Origin of the sequence: Tautonia rosea, from assembly GCF_012958305.1 — a bacterium.
Taxonomy (GTDB): Bacteria; Planctomycetota; Planctomycetia; order Isosphaerales; family Isosphaeraceae; genus Tautonia; species Tautonia rosea.
In genome coordinates this window covers 231,062-247,815 of record NZ_JABBYO010000008.1, presented here as the reverse complement: position 1 = coordinate 247,815, position 16,754 = coordinate 231,062, and the positions used below count along the sequence as shown (strand labels likewise).

15 protein-coding genes are annotated in these 16,754 nt (G+C 65.4%); 9 read left to right on the top strand and 6 right to left on the bottom strand.

Translation table 11 applies throughout. From position 1 onward, the window contains the following. The first annotated feature begins 146 nt into the window (after positions 1-146). From HG800_RS16020 to HG800_RS16005, 4 genes are all read left to right on the top strand, one after another. The gene (locus tag HG800_RS16020; protein ID WP_169977636.1) at positions 147-956 is read left to right on the top strand and encodes a ThuA domain-containing protein; all 810 of its coding nucleotides are present in this window, start codon (positions 147-149) and stop codon (positions 954-956) included. Between the two features lie 138 nt (positions 957-1,094). Beyond that, positions 1,095-2,207 carry a hypothetical protein gene (locus tag HG800_RS16015; protein WP_169977635.1) on the top strand — a complete coding sequence of 371 codons (1,113 nt, stop codon included), beginning with the start codon at positions 1,095-1,097 and terminating at the stop codon, positions 2,205-2,207. A gap of 367 nt (positions 2,208-2,574) precedes the next feature. Beyond that, a complete protein-coding gene (locus HG800_RS16010) occupies positions 2,575-3,819 on the top strand; it encodes a Gfo/Idh/MocA family protein (protein ID WP_206352298.1) in 1,245 nt (414 codons plus the stop codon). 125 nt (positions 3,820-3,944) lie between these two features. Further along, positions 3,945-5,063, top strand: coding sequence for a redoxin domain-containing protein (locus HG800_RS16005; protein ID WP_169977633.1), 1,119 nt, complete (start codon positions 3,945-3,947; stop codon positions 5,061-5,063). Here the strand turns inward: HG800_RS16005 and HG800_RS16000 are convergent. The 6 genes from HG800_RS16000 to HG800_RS15975 form a co-directional block, all read right to left on the bottom strand. Beyond that, a complete protein-coding gene (locus tag HG800_RS16000) occupies positions 5,057-5,788 on the bottom strand; it encodes a DUF4058 family protein (protein WP_169977632.1) in 732 nt (243 codons plus the stop codon). The two genes, HG800_RS16005 and HG800_RS16000, sit on opposite strands and share 7 nt — an antisense overlap. 59 nt (positions 5,789-5,847) lie before the next feature. Further along, positions 5,848-5,988, bottom strand: a complete 141-nt coding sequence (locus HG800_RS15995) for a hypothetical protein (RefSeq protein ID WP_169977631.1) — start codon at positions 5,986-5,988, stop codon at positions 5,848-5,850. A 7-nt stretch (positions 5,989-5,995) separates the two neighbouring features. Beyond that, positions 5,996-7,420: a DUF1501 domain-containing protein gene (locus tag HG800_RS15990; protein WP_169977630.1), complete on the bottom strand. Its 1,425-nt coding sequence runs from the start codon at positions 7,418-7,420 to the stop codon at positions 5,996-5,998. A 146-nt stretch (positions 7,421-7,566) separates the two neighbouring features. Next, the gene (locus tag HG800_RS15985; RefSeq protein ID WP_169977629.1) at positions 7,567-8,031 is read right to left on the bottom strand and encodes a YkvA family protein; all 465 of its coding nucleotides are present in this window, start codon (positions 8,029-8,031) and stop codon (positions 7,567-7,569) included. 100 nt (positions 8,032-8,131) lie between these two features. Continuing rightward, entirely contained in the window at positions 8,132-8,584 is a 453-nt protein-coding gene (locus HG800_RS15980) for an SdpI family protein (RefSeq protein ID WP_169977628.1), read from the bottom strand. A gap of 108 nt (positions 8,585-8,692) precedes the next feature. Further along, positions 8,693-9,607: an aldo/keto reductase gene (locus tag HG800_RS15975; RefSeq protein ID WP_235963723.1), complete on the bottom strand. Its 915-nt coding sequence runs from the start codon at positions 9,605-9,607 to the stop codon at positions 8,693-8,695. A 347-nt stretch (positions 9,608-9,954) separates the two neighbouring features. On the opposite strand from HG800_RS15975, the gene HG800_RS15970 reads away from it, so the two are divergent. The 5 genes from HG800_RS15970 (at position 9,955) to HG800_RS15950 (ending at position 16,553) form a co-directional block, all read left to right on the top strand. Beyond that, complete coding sequence (locus tag HG800_RS15970) at positions 9,955-10,551, top strand: riboflavin synthase (RefSeq protein WP_169977627.1); 597 nt, start codon at positions 9,955-9,957, stop codon at positions 10,549-10,551. Then, positions 10,548-11,216 carry a GxxExxY protein gene (locus tag HG800_RS28445; RefSeq protein ID WP_390622636.1) on the top strand — a complete coding sequence of 223 codons (669 nt, stop codon included), beginning with the start codon at positions 10,548-10,550 and terminating at the stop codon, positions 11,214-11,216. The genes HG800_RS15970 and HG800_RS28445 overlap by 4 nt, the downstream gene beginning before the upstream one ends. Continuing rightward, the gene (gene rsmA / locus HG800_RS15960) at positions 11,123-12,160 is read left to right on the top strand and encodes a 16S rRNA (adenine(1518)-N(6)/adenine(1519)-N(6))-dimethyltransferase RsmA (protein ID WP_182830377.1); all 1,038 of its coding nucleotides are present in this window, start codon (positions 11,123-11,125) and stop codon (positions 12,158-12,160) included. Before HG800_RS28445 ends, rsmA begins: the two co-directional genes overlap by 94 nt. A 117-nt stretch (positions 12,161-12,277) precedes the next feature. Next, positions 12,278-14,773 (top strand): VWA domain-containing protein, encoded by a 2,496-nt coding sequence (locus tag HG800_RS15955; RefSeq protein ID WP_169977625.1) that lies wholly within the window; start codon positions 12,278-12,280, stop codon positions 14,771-14,773. 424 nt (positions 14,774-15,197) lie between these two features. Further along, positions 15,198-16,553: a hypothetical protein gene (locus HG800_RS15950; protein WP_169977624.1), complete on the top strand. Its 1,356-nt coding sequence runs from the start codon at positions 15,198-15,200 to the stop codon at positions 16,551-16,553. The last annotated feature ends 201 nt before the right edge of the window (positions 16,554-16,754 follow it).

Sequence of the window (16,754 nt, the reverse complement as noted above, 5' to 3'; positions counted from 1 at the left end):
GCCTCGAAGCGCATTGCGTCGGCCCCCGAGACGGGTGACAATCCGGATCGAGGGAAGGTGCCCGGTCCGGCTTGCCCCGAGGAAAGCCGAGCCTTGGCCCTTCAAACGCTCCCCCACCCCGATCGACCGCCACGGAGAGACGACCCATGCCCCGACGCTTCTGGATGATCGCCCTGACTCTGGGCGCCGCCATTGCCTCAACGGCCGTTGCGCAAGACGAGACGACGAACATCCTCCTGATCGGCAAGGACCGCGATCACCCACCGAAAACCCATGAATACATGGCCGAGTGTGCCTTGCTCGCCAAGTGCCTGGAGCAGACCCCCGGCGTGAAGGCCACCGTCTCCGATGGCTGGCCGACTGATGCCGACGCGTTCAAGGACGTTGACGCGATTGCCTTTTACACCGCCAACGCCGGCGACATCTTCCTCAACCCCGCCCACCGCGAGCAGGCCGAGCAACTGCTGAGCGACGGCGTCGGCCTGGTTGCCCTGCACTGGTCGACCGCCGCCAACATGGAAAACGGCCCAAGGTGGATGGAGATCATGGGCGGTTGGTTCAACCCGTCCTTCTCGGAGATCCCGGTCGTCGAGTCTTCCATTCGCCCCGTCGCCCCCGACCACCCCATCGCCCGCGGCTGGGACGAAACGCCCATGACCGATGAGTACTACATCAAGCTCAAGTACCTCGATGCCGCCAAGCCCGTCGTCATGACCGAGGTCAACGGCACCGACTACCCCGTCGGCTGGGTCTACGAACGTCCCGACGGCGGCCGATCGTTCGGCTATGTCTGCGGACACTTCCACGATTGCTTCCGCATCCCCGCCTTCCGCCGATCGGTCGTCAACGGCATTCTTTGGACTGCCGGGGTCGAGGTCCCCGAAGGTGGTGCTCCGGTCGACGTGACCGACCAGGACCTCGTTCTGCCGCCCGACCCTCGGGTCTCTGAGCAGTGATCGTCACGGCAAAACGCCCTCGGTTCGGCACGGGTTCGATGGCGGATCCGTGCCGCTGGGCTTTTCCCACACCTTCGAGATGGTTGATCGAAGCCAACCGACAAACCGGGTGGCTCGGGCACTGGCGAGGAAGGGACGATGACCGATTTCGAGACCGTCTCACGAGAGATTCACGGCATCATCGACCGCCGGCGAGAACTCTATACGTTCCTCGGCTCGGTCTTCGCCGCGCTCGGCATCTTCCTGCAAAACGCGCTTCAGGGCGGACTGCCCGAGAGCCTCGGCCGGGTCCAGGACCATTTGTTCGCCTTCTATGCGGTCCTGGTGCTGGTGCCGTCCCTGGTCCTTTCACTCCGAATGGGACGCCTGCACGGCGGCTTGACCCTCAACGGAATGCTCTACGCCCGGTTGATGCAGGGCCGGGGCTTTGCCGGCCCGACCGACCCGGAAGCAGCGGGCCGTCGCAATTTCTTCGGCGTCTCATATCTGCAGTTCTTGCTGGCCGACGTGATTGCCGGATTCTCGGCGGCGGTGCTCGCCTTGGCGCTGCATGCCCCGCCTGTCGTGGCGGCGGTTGTGGGGCTGACCACGCTGGGCGCCTGGCTCCTGATTGACGGCCGATTCCACCGCCAGGCCGTCTCCTATGCCCGCGCCCGGATCGCCGAAGACTCCTTCGAGGAAATCAACCGCGAGCAGTGGGAGGCTCACGTCCACGCAACCCTGAAAGGGTGCAACCAGGACCTGATCGGCACCGTCTCATTCGTCGGCCTCATGATGTTCTCAACCTTCGAGGTCCTCTCCTCCTTCGGCCAGATCGCCGAGGACGCCGCCGTGGACATCCCGCCCGAACTGGCCGGGGCCTTCGGACCTGCCCTCTTCACGGCGCTCTTGCTGCTGACCTGCCTCATCGGTCTGCTCGTCTACGTGCGGGTCCGGCTCGCGATCGGCCACAACTCCTTGCACCTCTACCCGAACGACGATCCGTTCCGCCCGTTCAAGCTGACCGATTCGCTGCTCGGTTACATCCTGCTCGCCTTCCTCTTCGCCGTGGCGCTGCACCTATTCCTGACCGTCTCACTCGACGGTCGGTCAGGGTCCGAGGTCTGGGTGCTTCTCGCGGATCTCATTGCCTTCACCCTCGCGATCATCGCCGCCCAGGTGGCTCTCGTCGTCGCGGGACGGCGCGTCAAGCAGGCCCGGACAACGGCCCTCATCGCAGGAACCCCGGGCGAAGGCGGGGACATCGCCTGACGTCTTCGTGACGACCCTCTCAGACGATTTTCGAGGGAGAGTCGTTGCGATTCCGACCCCTCCGGGGCCAAGATGAGGGAGAGGTCGGCCGGCGGCACGAGCCCAAAGCATTCGAACACCGCCGGTCCATCCCGGGACATCGGTCGCGTTCAGGGCCGAACCGGAGCGGTCACGAGGCGCCGGGCTTGTGTGCGATCATGGCTCTCTCAAGGGTTGGCTCACCTCCCCGGAAGCGATTCCGGAACCGTTGAGCCGTCCCGACCTTTTGCATTGCGGAGCATCAACTCTCATGGGACCTCGATCAGGAAATTCGACTCGTCGTGATTGGATCAAAACGTCCGTGGCCGTTGCTGGAAGCGCAGTGGCGATGCCCTGGATCGTGCCGGCCTCGGCCCTCGGCCGACAGGAGGGCAGGAAGGCCGCCTCTGAGCGGATCACCTGTGGTGTGATCGGCTTCGGCCCGCGCTGCACGTACGTGATGAAAGCCATGCTGCCGATGGCCGATCCGCACTTCGTCGCCATCTGCGACGTCCAGAAATCCCGGCGCGAGGCCGGGAAGGCCCTCGTGGATGACCAGTACGGTAATACCGATTGTCAAATTACACGAGAACATAATGATCTGTTCGAACGCGATGACATCGACGCTCTGGTCATCGCCACCGGCGACCGCTGGCACGGCCCGGCCTCGATCCTGGCCGCGAAGGCGGGTAAGGACGTTTACTGCGAAAAACCCTGTGCCCTGACCATCGAGATCGCGCAAAAGCTCGACGACACCTTCCGCGAAACCGGACGCGTCTTCCAGGCCGGCACCCAGCGCCGGAGCGTCGCCAACTTCCAGGCCGCCGTTGCCCTGGCCCAGAGCGGCAAGCTCGGCAAGCTCAAGGAACTGCATGCGTCGGTCTACACCCCGACGCTCGACAACACCTGGCTCCCTGGCGAGCCCACCCCGCCCATCGACGTGGTCGACTGGGACCGCTGGCTCGGCCCCGCTCCCTGGCGCCCTTACAACGAAAAATATGTGCAAGGACGCTGGCGAGGCCAGTGGGATTTCGACTCCGGCGCCCGCTTGCTCGACTGGGCCGCCCACACGCTCGACCTCTGCCAGCAGGCCAAGGGGGCGGATGACACGATGCCCGTCTCGTACGAGCCGGGTGAGAAATCCATCATCGCCCGCTACGCCGACGGTGTCCCCATCATCCTCGACTTCCTCGAAACCCCCTTCGGCGAGCGCGAGGGTTGGATCACTGAGCTGGGCACCTGTCCCGTACGATTCGTCGGCGAGGACGGCTGGGTCGAAACCGGAGACAACGGCGGCATTGTCGTCGAGCCCGAATCCCTCCGCGCCGAGCTACCCGACGTCTCCGCCGCCCCCCAGGTCGGGCTCGATGTCGGCGCCCACGCGCAAGACTTCTTTGACGCCGTCCGATCCCGCTGCACCACCAATGCCAACTCCCGGATTATGCGTCATTCGCACATCGCCTGCCACGCCGCCGCCCTCTCGTGGGTCCTTGGCCGCACCCTCACGCTCGATCCGAAGCGCGAGGAATTCCTCAACGACGCCGAGGCCAATAGCCTCCGCTCCCGTCCCGAACGGCAGCCGTATGTGATCTGATGCCGAGGTGTTCGTATCATCGGCCCCGGAGCGATCCACTCGCTCCGGGGTCCTCGCTCCATCAACCCCGTCTTCAACACGTGCCGCGTTGTCTCATGGCCGATCCGCTCAGGGAGTCCTTTCTCATGTCCTTGCGAATGGTGCTGGCCGCGTTCTCGACGGCCCTGATCCTCTCGATCGCTCCCACAACAGCCCCGGCCCAGCCCGCGGCACCCCTGGCACTCGGCGAGGCCGCTCCCGAGTTCCGCCTCCCCAGCGTGGACGGGAAAACCTACACCCTCGACGACTTCGATGATGCCGACATCCTGGTCGTCTACTTCACCTGCAACCACTGCCCCACCGCCCAGGCGTACGAAGACCGCGTCGCACGATTCGTCGAGACCTACAAGGACAAAGGGGTGGCCCTCGTCGCCATCTCGCCGAACGACCCGAAGGCCGTTCGACTCGATGAGCTGGGCTATACCGATCTGGGCGACTCGTTTGAGGACATGAAAATCCGGGCCAAAGATCACAATTTCAATTATCCTTACCTCTACGACGGCGACACGCAGGAAGTCTCCCGCGCCTTCGGCGTGCTGGCCACTCCCCATGTCTATATCTTCGACCGCGACCGCAGGCTCCGCTATCAAGGCCGCTTCGACGACGCCGAGGTGAAGGAAGTGACCTCGCACGACACGATCAACGCCGTCGAGGCGCTGCTCGCCGGCGAGGAAGTGCCCGTCCCCATGACCCGCGTCTTCGGCTGCTCGACCAAGTGGGCCGACAAGCGCGAGGACGCCCGCAAGTCGCTCGAACGCTGGAACGCCGAGCCGGTTTCCCTCGAAACCATCGACCTCGACGGTGTGGCCGCACTGGCGAAGAACGACTCCGATGACCTGTTGCTCGTCAACCTCTGGGCCACCTGGTGCGGCCCTTGCGTGGCTGAGCTACCGGCGTTCGTCGAGATGAATCGCATGTACCGGGGCCGCGACTTCAAGCTCATCACCATCAGCCTCGACGACCTCGATGCCCAATCCAAAGCGCTCGAAGTCTTGACCCAGCAACACGTCTCCGCCACCAACTATTTGCTCGACGCCGACAACCGCGACGCCTTCGCCGAGGCCCTCGACCCCCAGTGGCCCGGCCCCGTACCCTACACCCTGCTCATCGCCCCCGGCGGCAAGGTGCTTTACCGCCACACGGGCGAGATTGACCCGCTGGAGGTCAAGCGGGCCATCGTCAATGTCCTGGGCCGCACCTACTGATTGCGTCGGTTGCCGGTCACGGCCTCACGCAGTGGGGCGGGGCAGTGGTCCCAGGTGGCTTGATACGTCGCTTCGAGCGGAGCAGGGATGTAGGTGCCGGGGGTGAGGAACAGGGGCATCTCCGGCAACAGGTCGCCCACGCCGACCGGCTCGACGTAGGCGACCTTCGTGTCTCCCGATGCGTAGGAGACGACCGTCAGGGTCTTCCCCGGCGGCGGTTCGAATGGCTCCTCAAGGAAGGCGTCCCAGATCGCCGGGTGGATGCCGAGCGGGTCGCGGTCGCTCGGCGGGAACAGGTCGACGACGAGCAGGTGGATCCCCCCCCGCACCAGCTCTACCGCCTTTTCTGTGAACGACCGTAGGGCCGCCCGGCTTCCCTTGTTGCCCGGTGAGACGATCTCGATGACGGCCACGACCTCACCCAGCGGGTGGTGGATCGCGATCCGGTTGGCCTTTGCTGCATAGACGTCTTCTTCCGCCTGACGGATCGCCCACGCCCTCGGCGGCCGCTCCGCCACGGCCAGGCCCCCAGGGGCCTGGCGAGAACCGCCGTGCTGGAGCGTGAGCACGTCCGGCACCAGCCCAATCGCCCGCTGCTCCGCCAGGGCGGAGTAACCCCCAGGCAACAGCCCGGCGTTCAAAGCGTTAGCAAGCGAGGCAATCCACTGGTGATGGAAGTGGTGGAACAGCCCGGCATTGACTCGCGTCCAGTCGTGAATCGGCATGATCGAGACCCTCGTCGGCACAGGCTTCCCTTCGCTCCGGGAGCCCACGCCAATCCATGTTACGGCGCGTCGGCCGTGGCGTCGTCACCCTCGGGATCGGGCGAGCCTGAGGCGAAAGGGTCGTCGGGCAGATGAAAAGCGTCGGTCAGATCGGCACTCGCGGTGTCATGACATGCAAAATCCAGAGCACTTGCAGTCACGCAACGATCATCCAATCAGAGCGCGGATCGGCCTTCCGTCGGTCAAGAGGTGAGGCCGGCCGAGCGGGTCGTGCAGGATCGTCTCGTGGGGGATGCCCATCAATTCATAAATCGTGGCGGTGATGTCCTGCGGCGTGACGGGATCGAGGGCGGGATAGGCGGCGAACTGGTCGCTCGCGCCGAAAATGGCCCCGGCGGGCAGGCCACCGCCGGCGAACAGGGCGGTGTAGCAGTGCGGCCAGTGGTCGCGGCCGTTGGCGTCGGCCCCGGCATCGGAGGTGATCTGCCCCACGCGAGGGGTCCGGCCGAACTCTCCCATGGCGACAACCAGCGTCTCGTCGAGCAATCGCCGATCGTGCAAGTCTTCAATCAAGGCCGAGAAGGCCCGATCGAACATCGGCAAGATCGACCGCTTCAAGAGCGGGAAGTGTTGCCGGTGCGTGTCCCACGTCTGATCGTACCGCGCCCCGGTGCAGAGGGTCACGGTCCGCACCCCCGACTCGATCAATCGCCGGGCGAGCAGGGCACACTGGCCCAGGTGTGGCAGGCCGCCGAACTGCCTCGCCTCCTTTTCGCGAGGATTGTCGGGGTCGAGGCCGTAGCGCTCACGCACCGATTCCGGTTCCTCCGACAGATCAAACGCTCGGCGCGCCGCTCGGCTCGAAACAAGCTCATACGCCTTGCGGTAATGCGTGTCCATGCCTTCAACCACCGGCCAGGCATGGTCGATCGAGCGATCGACCGCATCGAGCAACGACCGCCGGGCATCCAACCGGTCGAGCGGCACCTCGACCGGCAAGGTCAAGCCCGGCACCTGATAGCCCGGCAGGCTCGGGTCTCCCGAGACAAACGGCTGGCACTCCGCCCCCAGAAACCCCGCATCCTGACCAGGGAGGAACTGGCCGAGGTTGCTCATCCAGTCGGGCACATGCACGAAGTCGGGCAGGGGGCGCCCCGTGGGTCGAAGCTTCGCTAGAACCGCGCCAAAGGGAGGGAAATTCTCGGGCCGAGGCCCGACGATCAAGCTCCCTCCCGCGATCGGCGGCTTCCCCGTCAAGGCAAAATAGGCCCCGGCGTTGTGGTCGACGATCGAGTGATGGACCGACCGGACAAGGGTCAAATGATGAGCAACCCTGCTCGTCATCGGCAGGTGCTCGCAGACCTGCAACCCCGGCAACGTGGTGTCGATCGGCTGGAACTCACCTCTTACGTTCTCCGGCGCCTCGGGCTTCATATCCCAGAGGTCCTGATGCGCCGGACCGCCTTCGAGGAAAAAAACGATCAGCGATTTCGCCTTCGCCTTGCTCGGATCGGCCGCTCGGATCAACTCCGGCAACGTCAGGCCCACGAGCGACCCCGCCCCGATGCGAAGCAGATCACGTCGGGTCGGTCCCTGGCACAGGCGGCGGGCTCGTGAGGTGAGCCGAAGCATCGTCCCCCTCCGTTCGATCGAGGTTCGGGGCGAAGGGTCGGGCACGCGAGAAGTGGTGTCGGGTTCAAGGCCTTCTGATGTTACGGCGGATTCATCGCCATCGCAAGACGCGGCGATGCCAGGAGCCCTCGGCACCGAGAGATCGCTCAGGCGCGCGGCGGCGTCACCTTTGCCTCGGAGGGCGCCGCGATGTGCTCGCTCGACATCCAGCGGCGGGCCTTGTCGCGGTGCTCCGTTGTGATGAAGGCGGAGATGGCCGTCAAGGCCCCGGTCAGCACCGTCACGTCGTCCATCAGGCCGACAACGGGAATGGCGTCGACAATCGCATCAATCGGCAGCACGAAGTACGCCAACGCCGCGGCGGCCACCCCCTTCACCCACTTTGGCGTGCCCGGGTCGAGCATGCAGAAGTAGGCCGCGGCAACATCCTCGGCCATCGGCAGTTTCGAGAGGAACGAGCGGGCCTTGGCCGCGAAGCCTTCGCGGACGTACTGCTCGTTCTTCTCCTGGTCGCTGCCTACGTAGACCTCCGGCACGATCGGCTCGGCCGGAGGAGCCACCCCCGTCTCGGCCTCGGCCTTCCGGAACCATCGGGAAATGCGTTCATTCATGGAAATCGGCTTCGAGGAGGAGCAATGGGTTTGAGAGTCAACAGAGACGTGGATGGTTTTCCCTCGTTCCTGAATCGCACGGCGAATCGATCGGACCGTGTCAGCCGACCGATTGAACATCAGGTTCAGAACATGAACGCTGGTCAGGGCGGGGTAAGGGGGAACGGTCCCCGAGGCCGCTTCCCCCCAGGTCGCCGAGCGACGATCGACGCCTGGCCATCCGACGGGCGATCGAGGGCAACACCAGACACATCCCTACCACGCTCGTCAGGAGCCAGCCGAGGCAGATCATCACGTACCACTCGGCCGAGAGGCCGGAGACGCGGGGCAAGGCCAGGGCCAGACCGAGCAGGATGACCCCCGCCCCCACCTGAATGAGTCCCGACACGGCATTCGCCTGATACCAGACCACCTCGTCTCCGAGGGTTTCCGGGCTCCGCAGCCCGTACAGGTGGTTCGGCCGCACCCGTCGCCGCCAGAGCGGCAGTCCCAGTGCCACCATCAGCGCGCCGACGACCCCGAAGAGCACCTGGCCGACAAGAACGGGGGACATCTGGTGGTTCCAACACGCGAGGAACACGCCTTCCCGCCCCGATCACGTCCGGGATGATTCCGCCTTGGCAGGGCGGGAAGCGCAAGAGAGTTCCGAGGCAAGACCCGATCAGGCCCGCTCACTCCGGACGAAGTTCAGGGCGCTCTGCGCCCGGCTGAGCAGGTCGTCCACCTGCTCGGTCGATTCCAGCCCGACGACGATCGCATCCACAATCCCCAGCCCGAAGACGAACCGCAGCGAGGCATCGCGCCGCTCCGGTTCCTTGAACTGGCCGTTGCCGCAAATCTTCATGCCGATCACGCCCTTCCCGGCGTTGTGCATGATGCGAAGCTGGTCGGTCACTTCGCTCGGGTCGGCGCTGTCCATCGCCACCGCTTCCGGATTGACGCGGGCCAGATCGACCTCAACCCAGGGGGTCTGCGCGGCCACCCGCAGCGGGTCCATGCCGTGGCAGCTCACGCCGTGGGCACGTACCAGGCCGGCTTCCTTGGCCTCGCTGATGTATTCCATCGCGCCGGCCTTCTTGTCGGTCCAGTCGGCCGTCTGCATGCAGTGAAGCAGCAGCGTATCGACATAATCGACACCCAGCTCCATGCGGAAGCGTTCCAGGTGGCTCTTGGCCTCTCGGAAGTCGTTCGCGTGGGTCTTGGTCTGAATGACGTACTGGTCTCGGGGGATCCCCTTGAGCGCCTCGCGCAAATAATGGTGGCTGCCGTACTGGTCGGCCACGTCGAAGAACCGGATGCCCGAGTCAAAGGCGTGCCGAATCAACCGCGCGCACTCCTTCACCCCCAGCTTCGTCTGGTTGCTCGACTGGTTCACGCCGTTGCTGCCGGTCCCCATGCCGATCAGGGAGACCTCGATGCCGGTGTTGCCCAGTGTAACGGTGTCGGTCGGACCGTCGGGCAGGCGGTTCAGCGGTCGGGCCGCACCCGAAGCGTGGCTCGTGTTCGCCAGCGCGACGGCGGCCCCGGCTGCGGCGGTCCCGGCGAGGAACCCTCGGCGGTGGATCGGCGACATCATGGCCCTGGCCTCCGGAAACAACGAACAAGACACTCCGAACATCAGGGAAGGGACTCATCCGATCCCCCCCCTCGGTCGGCAAGGCACGACTCCCCACCCGACCGGAGGAACACCCCCGACGGCACGATCCAACCGTGCTTGGGTGGATCATTCCCGTCGGCCGAGGTTCCCAGGGTGTATTCTATCGACCCGTTCCGCCGGTTCGCCAGAGCCGACACGCCGTCCGTTGTCTGCCGAAACCGTGGCCGATGGGCCTGCGCTCCGGATACAGTGGACAGCACGCCCCGGCCCGATCGCCGCGTTACCCCTCAATTCGCTCCCGATGCCGCGTGTTTGAGAGTCACGAGATGTTTACAGGATTGGTCGAAGTGCTCGGTCGCATGGATCGCGTGGTTGAGGAAGACAACGGCCGCCGCTTCGTCATTCGATGGCCCGGCCTGAGCCCCGAAGCGCCGATGACCCTCGGCGAGAGTGTTGCCGTCAACGGCTGCTGCCTGACGGTCGTCCAGCACGACGGTGAGGTCTTCGAGGTCCAGGCCGGGCCCGAAACCCTTGTGAGGACCAACCTCGGCAGCCGCCGCAACGGCGACCCGGTGAACCTTGAGCGCTCGCTCCGCGTCGGCGACCGCCTCGGCGGCCACTTCGTCCAGGGGCACATTGATACGACCGCCGAACTCGTCGAACGCCGTCCCGAAGGCGAGTGGGACTTCCTCCGCTTCCGGCTCAGCCCGAAATGGACCCCCCTGATGGTCGAAAAAGGGTCGATCGCCGTCGACGGCGTCAGCCTGACCCTCGTCACCGTCGGCGACGATGACTTCTCCGTCATGCTCATCCCGCACACCCTCGCCGTAACGACACTGGGAACCCTCTCCCCCGGCGATCGGGTGAACATCGAGACGGATATGCTGGCAAAGCATGTAAAGAAGCTTTTGGGGAAGGAATGAAGGGGAGAAGAACGATCGCGCGCAGAGACGCGGAGACGCAGAGGAGAGGAGAAGAGAGAAGAACGAGAAGCGGAGAGATCGGAGAGCGGTCAGAGGGCAGGGGAGAGAGCGAAGGGGAGCAGGGAATGAGAGCGAATGAGAGTTCGGGCATGATCGTGGATGTGGCATCCGCGATTGATCCAGGGCTGGGGCCGGGGTTGCTGGAGTCCGTGTCTGAGGCGACGATGGTGGATGAACTGAAACGCAGAGGGCTGGCCGTCGAAACACAGCAAGGGATTCCGGTGATCGATGACGACGAGAAATTCGATCTTGACTTCCGCGCCGATCTGATCGTCGACCGCCTGGTCCTTATTGAATTGAAGTCCATCGAGGAGGTTGCCCCCGTCCATCGCATGCAACTGCTTACCGACCTCCGCCTCACCGGCCTCCGTCTCGGACTCCTTCTCAATTTCAATGTCGCCTTGAACAAAGACGGCATCACCCGCGTCGTGAACGGCCTCCACGAACCTCTCTCTTCTCCCTCTTTCCTCCTCTTATCGCGTCTCTGCGTCTCTGCGCGAGGTCCCTCCCCATGTCCACCCCCCGCCAAACCCTCACCTACCTCCGCCACCTTTTCGGCCACCGCGGCATCGCCCCCAACCGTCGGTACGGCCAAAATTTCCTGATCGACCTGAACACCCACGACCTGATCGCCCGCTCTGCCGACCTCGCTCCCGAGGATGTCATCCTTGAGGTCGGTCCCGGTGCCGGTGCCCTGACCACCCTGATGGCCCCCAAGGTCTCCGCCGTCGTCACGGTCGAGATCGACCCCGCCATGGCCCAGCTCACCCGCGAGGCCGTCTCGGGCCTGCCCAATGTCCGCGTCTTGCAAATGGATGCTCTCTCGAAAAAATCGGTGATCAATCCCGAAGTCCTCGACAACGTCCAGGCCGGTCTCGCCGTTGCTCCCGATCGCCGCCTGAAGCTCGTGGCCAACCTGCCGTACAACGTGGCGACCCCCATCATCAGCAACCTCCTTGTTCATCCCGAGCTCTGCCCGGCCCTGATGGTCGTCACCATTCAGCGCGAGCTGGCCGATCGCATGCTCGCCGAACCGAATACCGAGATGTACGGCTCCCTCTCCGTCATGGTCCAGGCTCTGGCCCATGTCGAGATCGTCCGCATCCTCTCCCCCAAGGTCTTCTGGCCCCAGCCGAAGGTCGAGTCGGCCATCATCAAGATCGTCCCCGATGCCGAGAAACGCGCCGCCATCCCCGACCTCCCCTGGTTCCACGAGGTCGTCCGCCGCGTCTTCACCCTGCGACGCAAAAACCTCCGAGGCGTCCTCTACAGCCTCTGGAAACCCCACTGGTCCGGCAAACCCGAGGTCGACACCCTGCTCGAATCCATCGACCTGACCGGCGACGTCCGTGCCGAAGCTATGAACGTCACCGAATTCATCGATCTTGCCGAGGCCCTCCGCGCCCGGATCGGCCGCAATGCCTCCGAACTGCCCGACCCCTCCGACACCGATTCCCCCTCCTACGACTTCCACCACCGCCCCGACGATGACGACGGCGATGGCGATGGTGACGGCGGCGGCGACGACGGTGGTGGGGGCGACGGGTGATCGTCGATCGGAAACCACCATCCCCAACCTTCCCTACAGTCATTCAACGTTCGGCGATCAGATGGAAACCAACCGCTTACCCCGACCACCAGTGTGCGGATCGAGGAGGAACTGGGCGTGACGCTCGACCTCGGCAATGGTCGGCGGCTGTTCCTGGCCGTGGGCGATGACGCGTGGATCTGGATCACCGCCGGGGCCGTCACGCTCGGCTTGCTCCTGGCCCTCTCGCGGTACGAGCGCCGCCTCGTCCCCCGCCACACCGGATGGATCCTGCTTGCCCTGAGAATCGCCGCCGCCCTGGCCCTGGTGGTTGCCCTGCTCGAACCCATCGCCGCGCGCTCATGGACCGAACGCATCGAGGGCCGCCTGATCGTCGGTGTGGACGTGTCGGCAAGTATGGACACCACCGATGCTCGCCGCCCTCCCGACCAGGCCGACCTCCTCCGCAACGCCCCCGGCCTTGCTCCCCCGGCCGACGACGCCACGCTCCCCCCCACGCGCCTCGCCACCGCGTCTCGCATCCTCCGGGGCGACGCCCTCGCCGAACTCGATCGCTCGTTCGCCGTCGAGGCCTACCGATTCGCCCGCTCGACCACTCCCGCCGAACGCGACGCCCTGGCCCGATCGATCGACTCGGGCGAACCCCTCACCGACGCCCCCGACGACCGCCTCGCCACCGATTGGTCCACCGTCCTCGAACGCGCTCTTGCCAACGACACCTCCACACCCGTCCTCGGTGTCGTCCTCCTGACCGACGGCCTCCGCAACGCCCCTCCCCGGGAGGTGCGTCCTCGATCCGACGCCCTCGCCGATCGCCTCGCCCGCGCCGGCGTCCCCGTCTTCCCCGTCCTCATCGGCTCGACCATCCCCCCCCGAGACGCCGCGATCACTGCCATCCAGGCCCCCGAATCCACCTTCTCCGGCGATTCGCTTTCCATCAACGTCGAAGTGAAAGCCGATGGGTTCGGCCCCGGGGCCGACATTCCCGTTCTCCTCGACGTACCCGGCCTCGGCACCCTCCGCCAGGTCGTCCCTGCCAGTCCCGACGGTTCCCGACCCGTCGCCTCCTTTCGCGTGACGCTCGAAGACCCAGGAGCCGTTGAACTCGTCGCCACCGTCGAGCCCCCCGAACCCCCAGACGAACGCCCCGAGAACAACCGGCGCTCCGCCACCGTTGTCGTCACCGACGAACCCGCCCGCGTCCTCCTCGTCGATGCCGAGGCCCGCTGGGAGTTCCGCTACCTCCGCGCTGCCCTCGACCGCGACCGCCGCGTCGAGGTCGTTCCCATTCTCCTTGCCCCGCCTCCCCCCTCGGGAGCCTCCGAACCAACCTTCGCCAGCGCCTTGCCGCCCGCCCCCCCCGAAGATTCCGGCGATCCCGACCCCCTCACCGATTTTGAGGTGATCCTCCTCGGCGATCTCCCCCCCTCATTGACGTCCGATGTTTTCTGGAAGCGCTTGCATGCCTATGTCTCCGACCACGGCGGCACGCTCATCCTGACCTCCGGCCCTCGCTCCTGGCCCTCGGCCTGGCAAACCAACGACCTGGCCCGCGCGCTCCTTCCGGTGCTCAACCCCCGCCTCCTGCCCATCGACCCGCTCGCCCTCGACCCCGACCGCGCCACCTTGCCCCCCGGCATCCCCGTCGTCCCCGCCGACGAGGCCGCCGCCTCCCCCACCGACTGGCCGATGCTCCAGTTCGCCGCCGATCCTGCCGCCAGCCGAGCCGCCTGGCAGGGGCTTGCCCCCCTCACCTGGGTCCTCGCCGGTCAGGCCAAGCCCGGAGCCGTTCCCTTACTCGTGCCCGATCGTCCCGACGATACGTCATCGACCGATGCCGTGATGGCTGCGCATCCGTACGGCCTGGGCAAGGTCCTCTGGATCGGCACCGACGGCACCTGGCGCTGGCGGCTCCGCGTCGGAGACGCCTACCACCACCGCTTCTGGGGCCAGGTGATTCGCTGGGCCGCCGCGGCCAACCCCCCCACCGGCAACCGCCTCGTCCGCTTCGGCCCCGACCGACCCACCGTCCCCTCCGACACCCCGTTCCCCCTCTTCGCCCGCTTCTCCAGCGATGTCCCCAACCTCGGCCCCGACCTCATCGCCGCCGCTCGCATCTTCCACGCCCCTCCTGCCAACCCCGACGCCCCTCCTGCCAACCCCAACCCCAACTCCTCCCCCCCGTCCGACCCGATCGCCCTCGTCCCCCTTCACCCCTCTCCCGACCGCCCCGGCACCTTCGAGGCCCTCTCCCCCGCCTTACCCCCCGGCCGCTACCGCGCCCTGCTCGACGCCCCCTCCCTCTCCCCGTTCTTCACCTCATCCGGCCTTCCTACCCCCGAGACTACCTTTACCGTCTCCCCCGAACCCACCACCGAACTGCTCGACCTCGCCTCCGATCCCACCCTCCTCTCCTCCCTCTCCTCCACCACCGGCGGCCAGCTCCTCCCCGACTTCTCCGCCGGCCAGCTCCCCTCTCTCCTCCGCTCCCAGACCCTCTCCCGCACCCTCACCGCCGAAACCCCCCTCTGGGACACCCCCCTCGGCCTCATCGCCTTCTTCTCGCTCCTCACCGCCGAATGGCTCCTCCGCAAGCGAGCAGGATTGCCCTGACGGTCGCGGTGCCGCAGGTCGAGCGAGGCGAACCCCCACTTCTTGCCCTTCGTCTTGAGCACTCGCTCCCCGCACCCGTTAACCTCCACGACAATTCCGAGGACCTGGGACGGTACGACAAATCTCGATCGATCGGCTCGACCTTCAGACAATAGTTACAAACTAACATAAACCAATTGTTCGTTTCAGTGATGCGTTTACGCGAAACAGCACGCGGAATCCCACGGTTCAGTCGTGCGTTGACAGGCATTCATGGACTGCGATACGATGCATCACTCCTGGCCCCTCGGTTGCGTTCGGGAGTGCGATCATGTCTCACTCGTAATGTTTCTGCAATTGAGTCGATGCCGATTTGCCTGTCGGTTTCGCCTGTGGGGCGATGGGCCTGCCTCGTTCTCCTCTTCGATACGGAGGATTCTCGACGATGAGACATGCGTGTCTGGTGGTGTGTTCCTGGCTTGGTGCGTTGTCCCTGTCGGTGACGGCACAGGACAGCCCCTCCCGTGAACTTTATCGCGCTCCCGTCTTCAACGGTGGCGATCCGATCGTCCGAGAAATCTCCGAGGATGGGCTCTACGTGGCTCACACGGCCAGGCAGGTCATCCGCAATAATCAGGGCGATGTCCAGCTCTCCGGCCAAACACTCGACGAGAAAATTCCCGGCACCACCTGGAGCGCAGCGACCATCCAGGCGGTTCAGCGAACCCGCGACGGCTCCTTCGCGGTGGTTGTGAGCCAGTTACTGAACGATCGAAAGAATGAAAGCCCCTTCAACAAGGAGCTGCCGGCGTTCGAATCCCTTCTCTACGATGCTCCCCCCGAGGTCGTGGTCCGTTTTCCGGCCGAGGTGCGCGGGACCATTCCCGCGATCACCACCTCGTTCTTCGGAGCGCCTCACACCTTGCGACTGATGGCCGGGAACCGTTCCAAGCATCGGCTCGGCGACATCGATCTGCAAGCCCCCAAGGCCCCCGAGCAATCCCTTCCAATCCGAAATACCCTGGATCACTGGACCGATCCATTCAACCGCATCGTTCTCGGCAACGGCACGTCATACCTCGATGGGAGTCTCCGCCTGGTGAACCTCACCGGACGAGGACCGGAATCGGTCCCGCTCGACTTCATCAACAAGGTCCCGAGCCGCTTCTCCAAAGGACCGGGGAGAATTTCTCCGGGCCTGGACGACCAGTCCTTGCTGGTCCATTATCAGGAAGGCCTGATCCTTTGGAGCCTGGCAGGGCAACAACGCGCGACCTTTCCCTACGATCCCGCGGTGATCCCGCCCAACCGAACCTACTCCGTGGCCCTGCTCTCGGGCGATCGCGCGCTCCTGATGGAACGAGACGGCGACCTGTTCCTCATCGACCTCAACGCCGGAGCCCTCCTCGCCCGCCATCACGTCGATGCCATCCTGACCGAGCCCGGCATCCAGTACGTGGCCGGTTCCGGTACGTACGTCTGCATGAGGACCGCGAACAAGCAGGAATACCGCGCCATGTGCCTCAAGATCGATGGCGACACGATCCAGGGACCCTGGTGGGTTCCCGATCCCGAAACCGGCCGGCCGCTCACCCCGGTCACGAACCTCAACGCTGCCCGCCGCGCCCCCACGCTCGCCGTCGAGACGGCCGGTCAATTGACCAGCAGGATGACCCCCGAGGAACGCCAACGCTCGCTCCCCCGTATCCTCCTCGTCGACCTCGATCACCTCACCCGCGCTGCCCCCGCCGAAGCCGAGGACCCAGCCGTTCCCTTCCCGCGTGGCCGATCGTCCCAGTAAGGCGCATCGCATTCGCGAGAACCTATCAAGAACGGGAGAACACATAAAGAAGACCGAGCCGACACCGACGGTGGCTTCGCCTCTTTCATGGGTTCTCCCGCCGCAATTCCGGCCCCCCGCCCCGCTTCCTCAAAGATGAGAGTCCTCACCCTCATCAACCGGCCAGTGAGGATGCCTGGCCGATTTGCCCCGTCGGCCGGT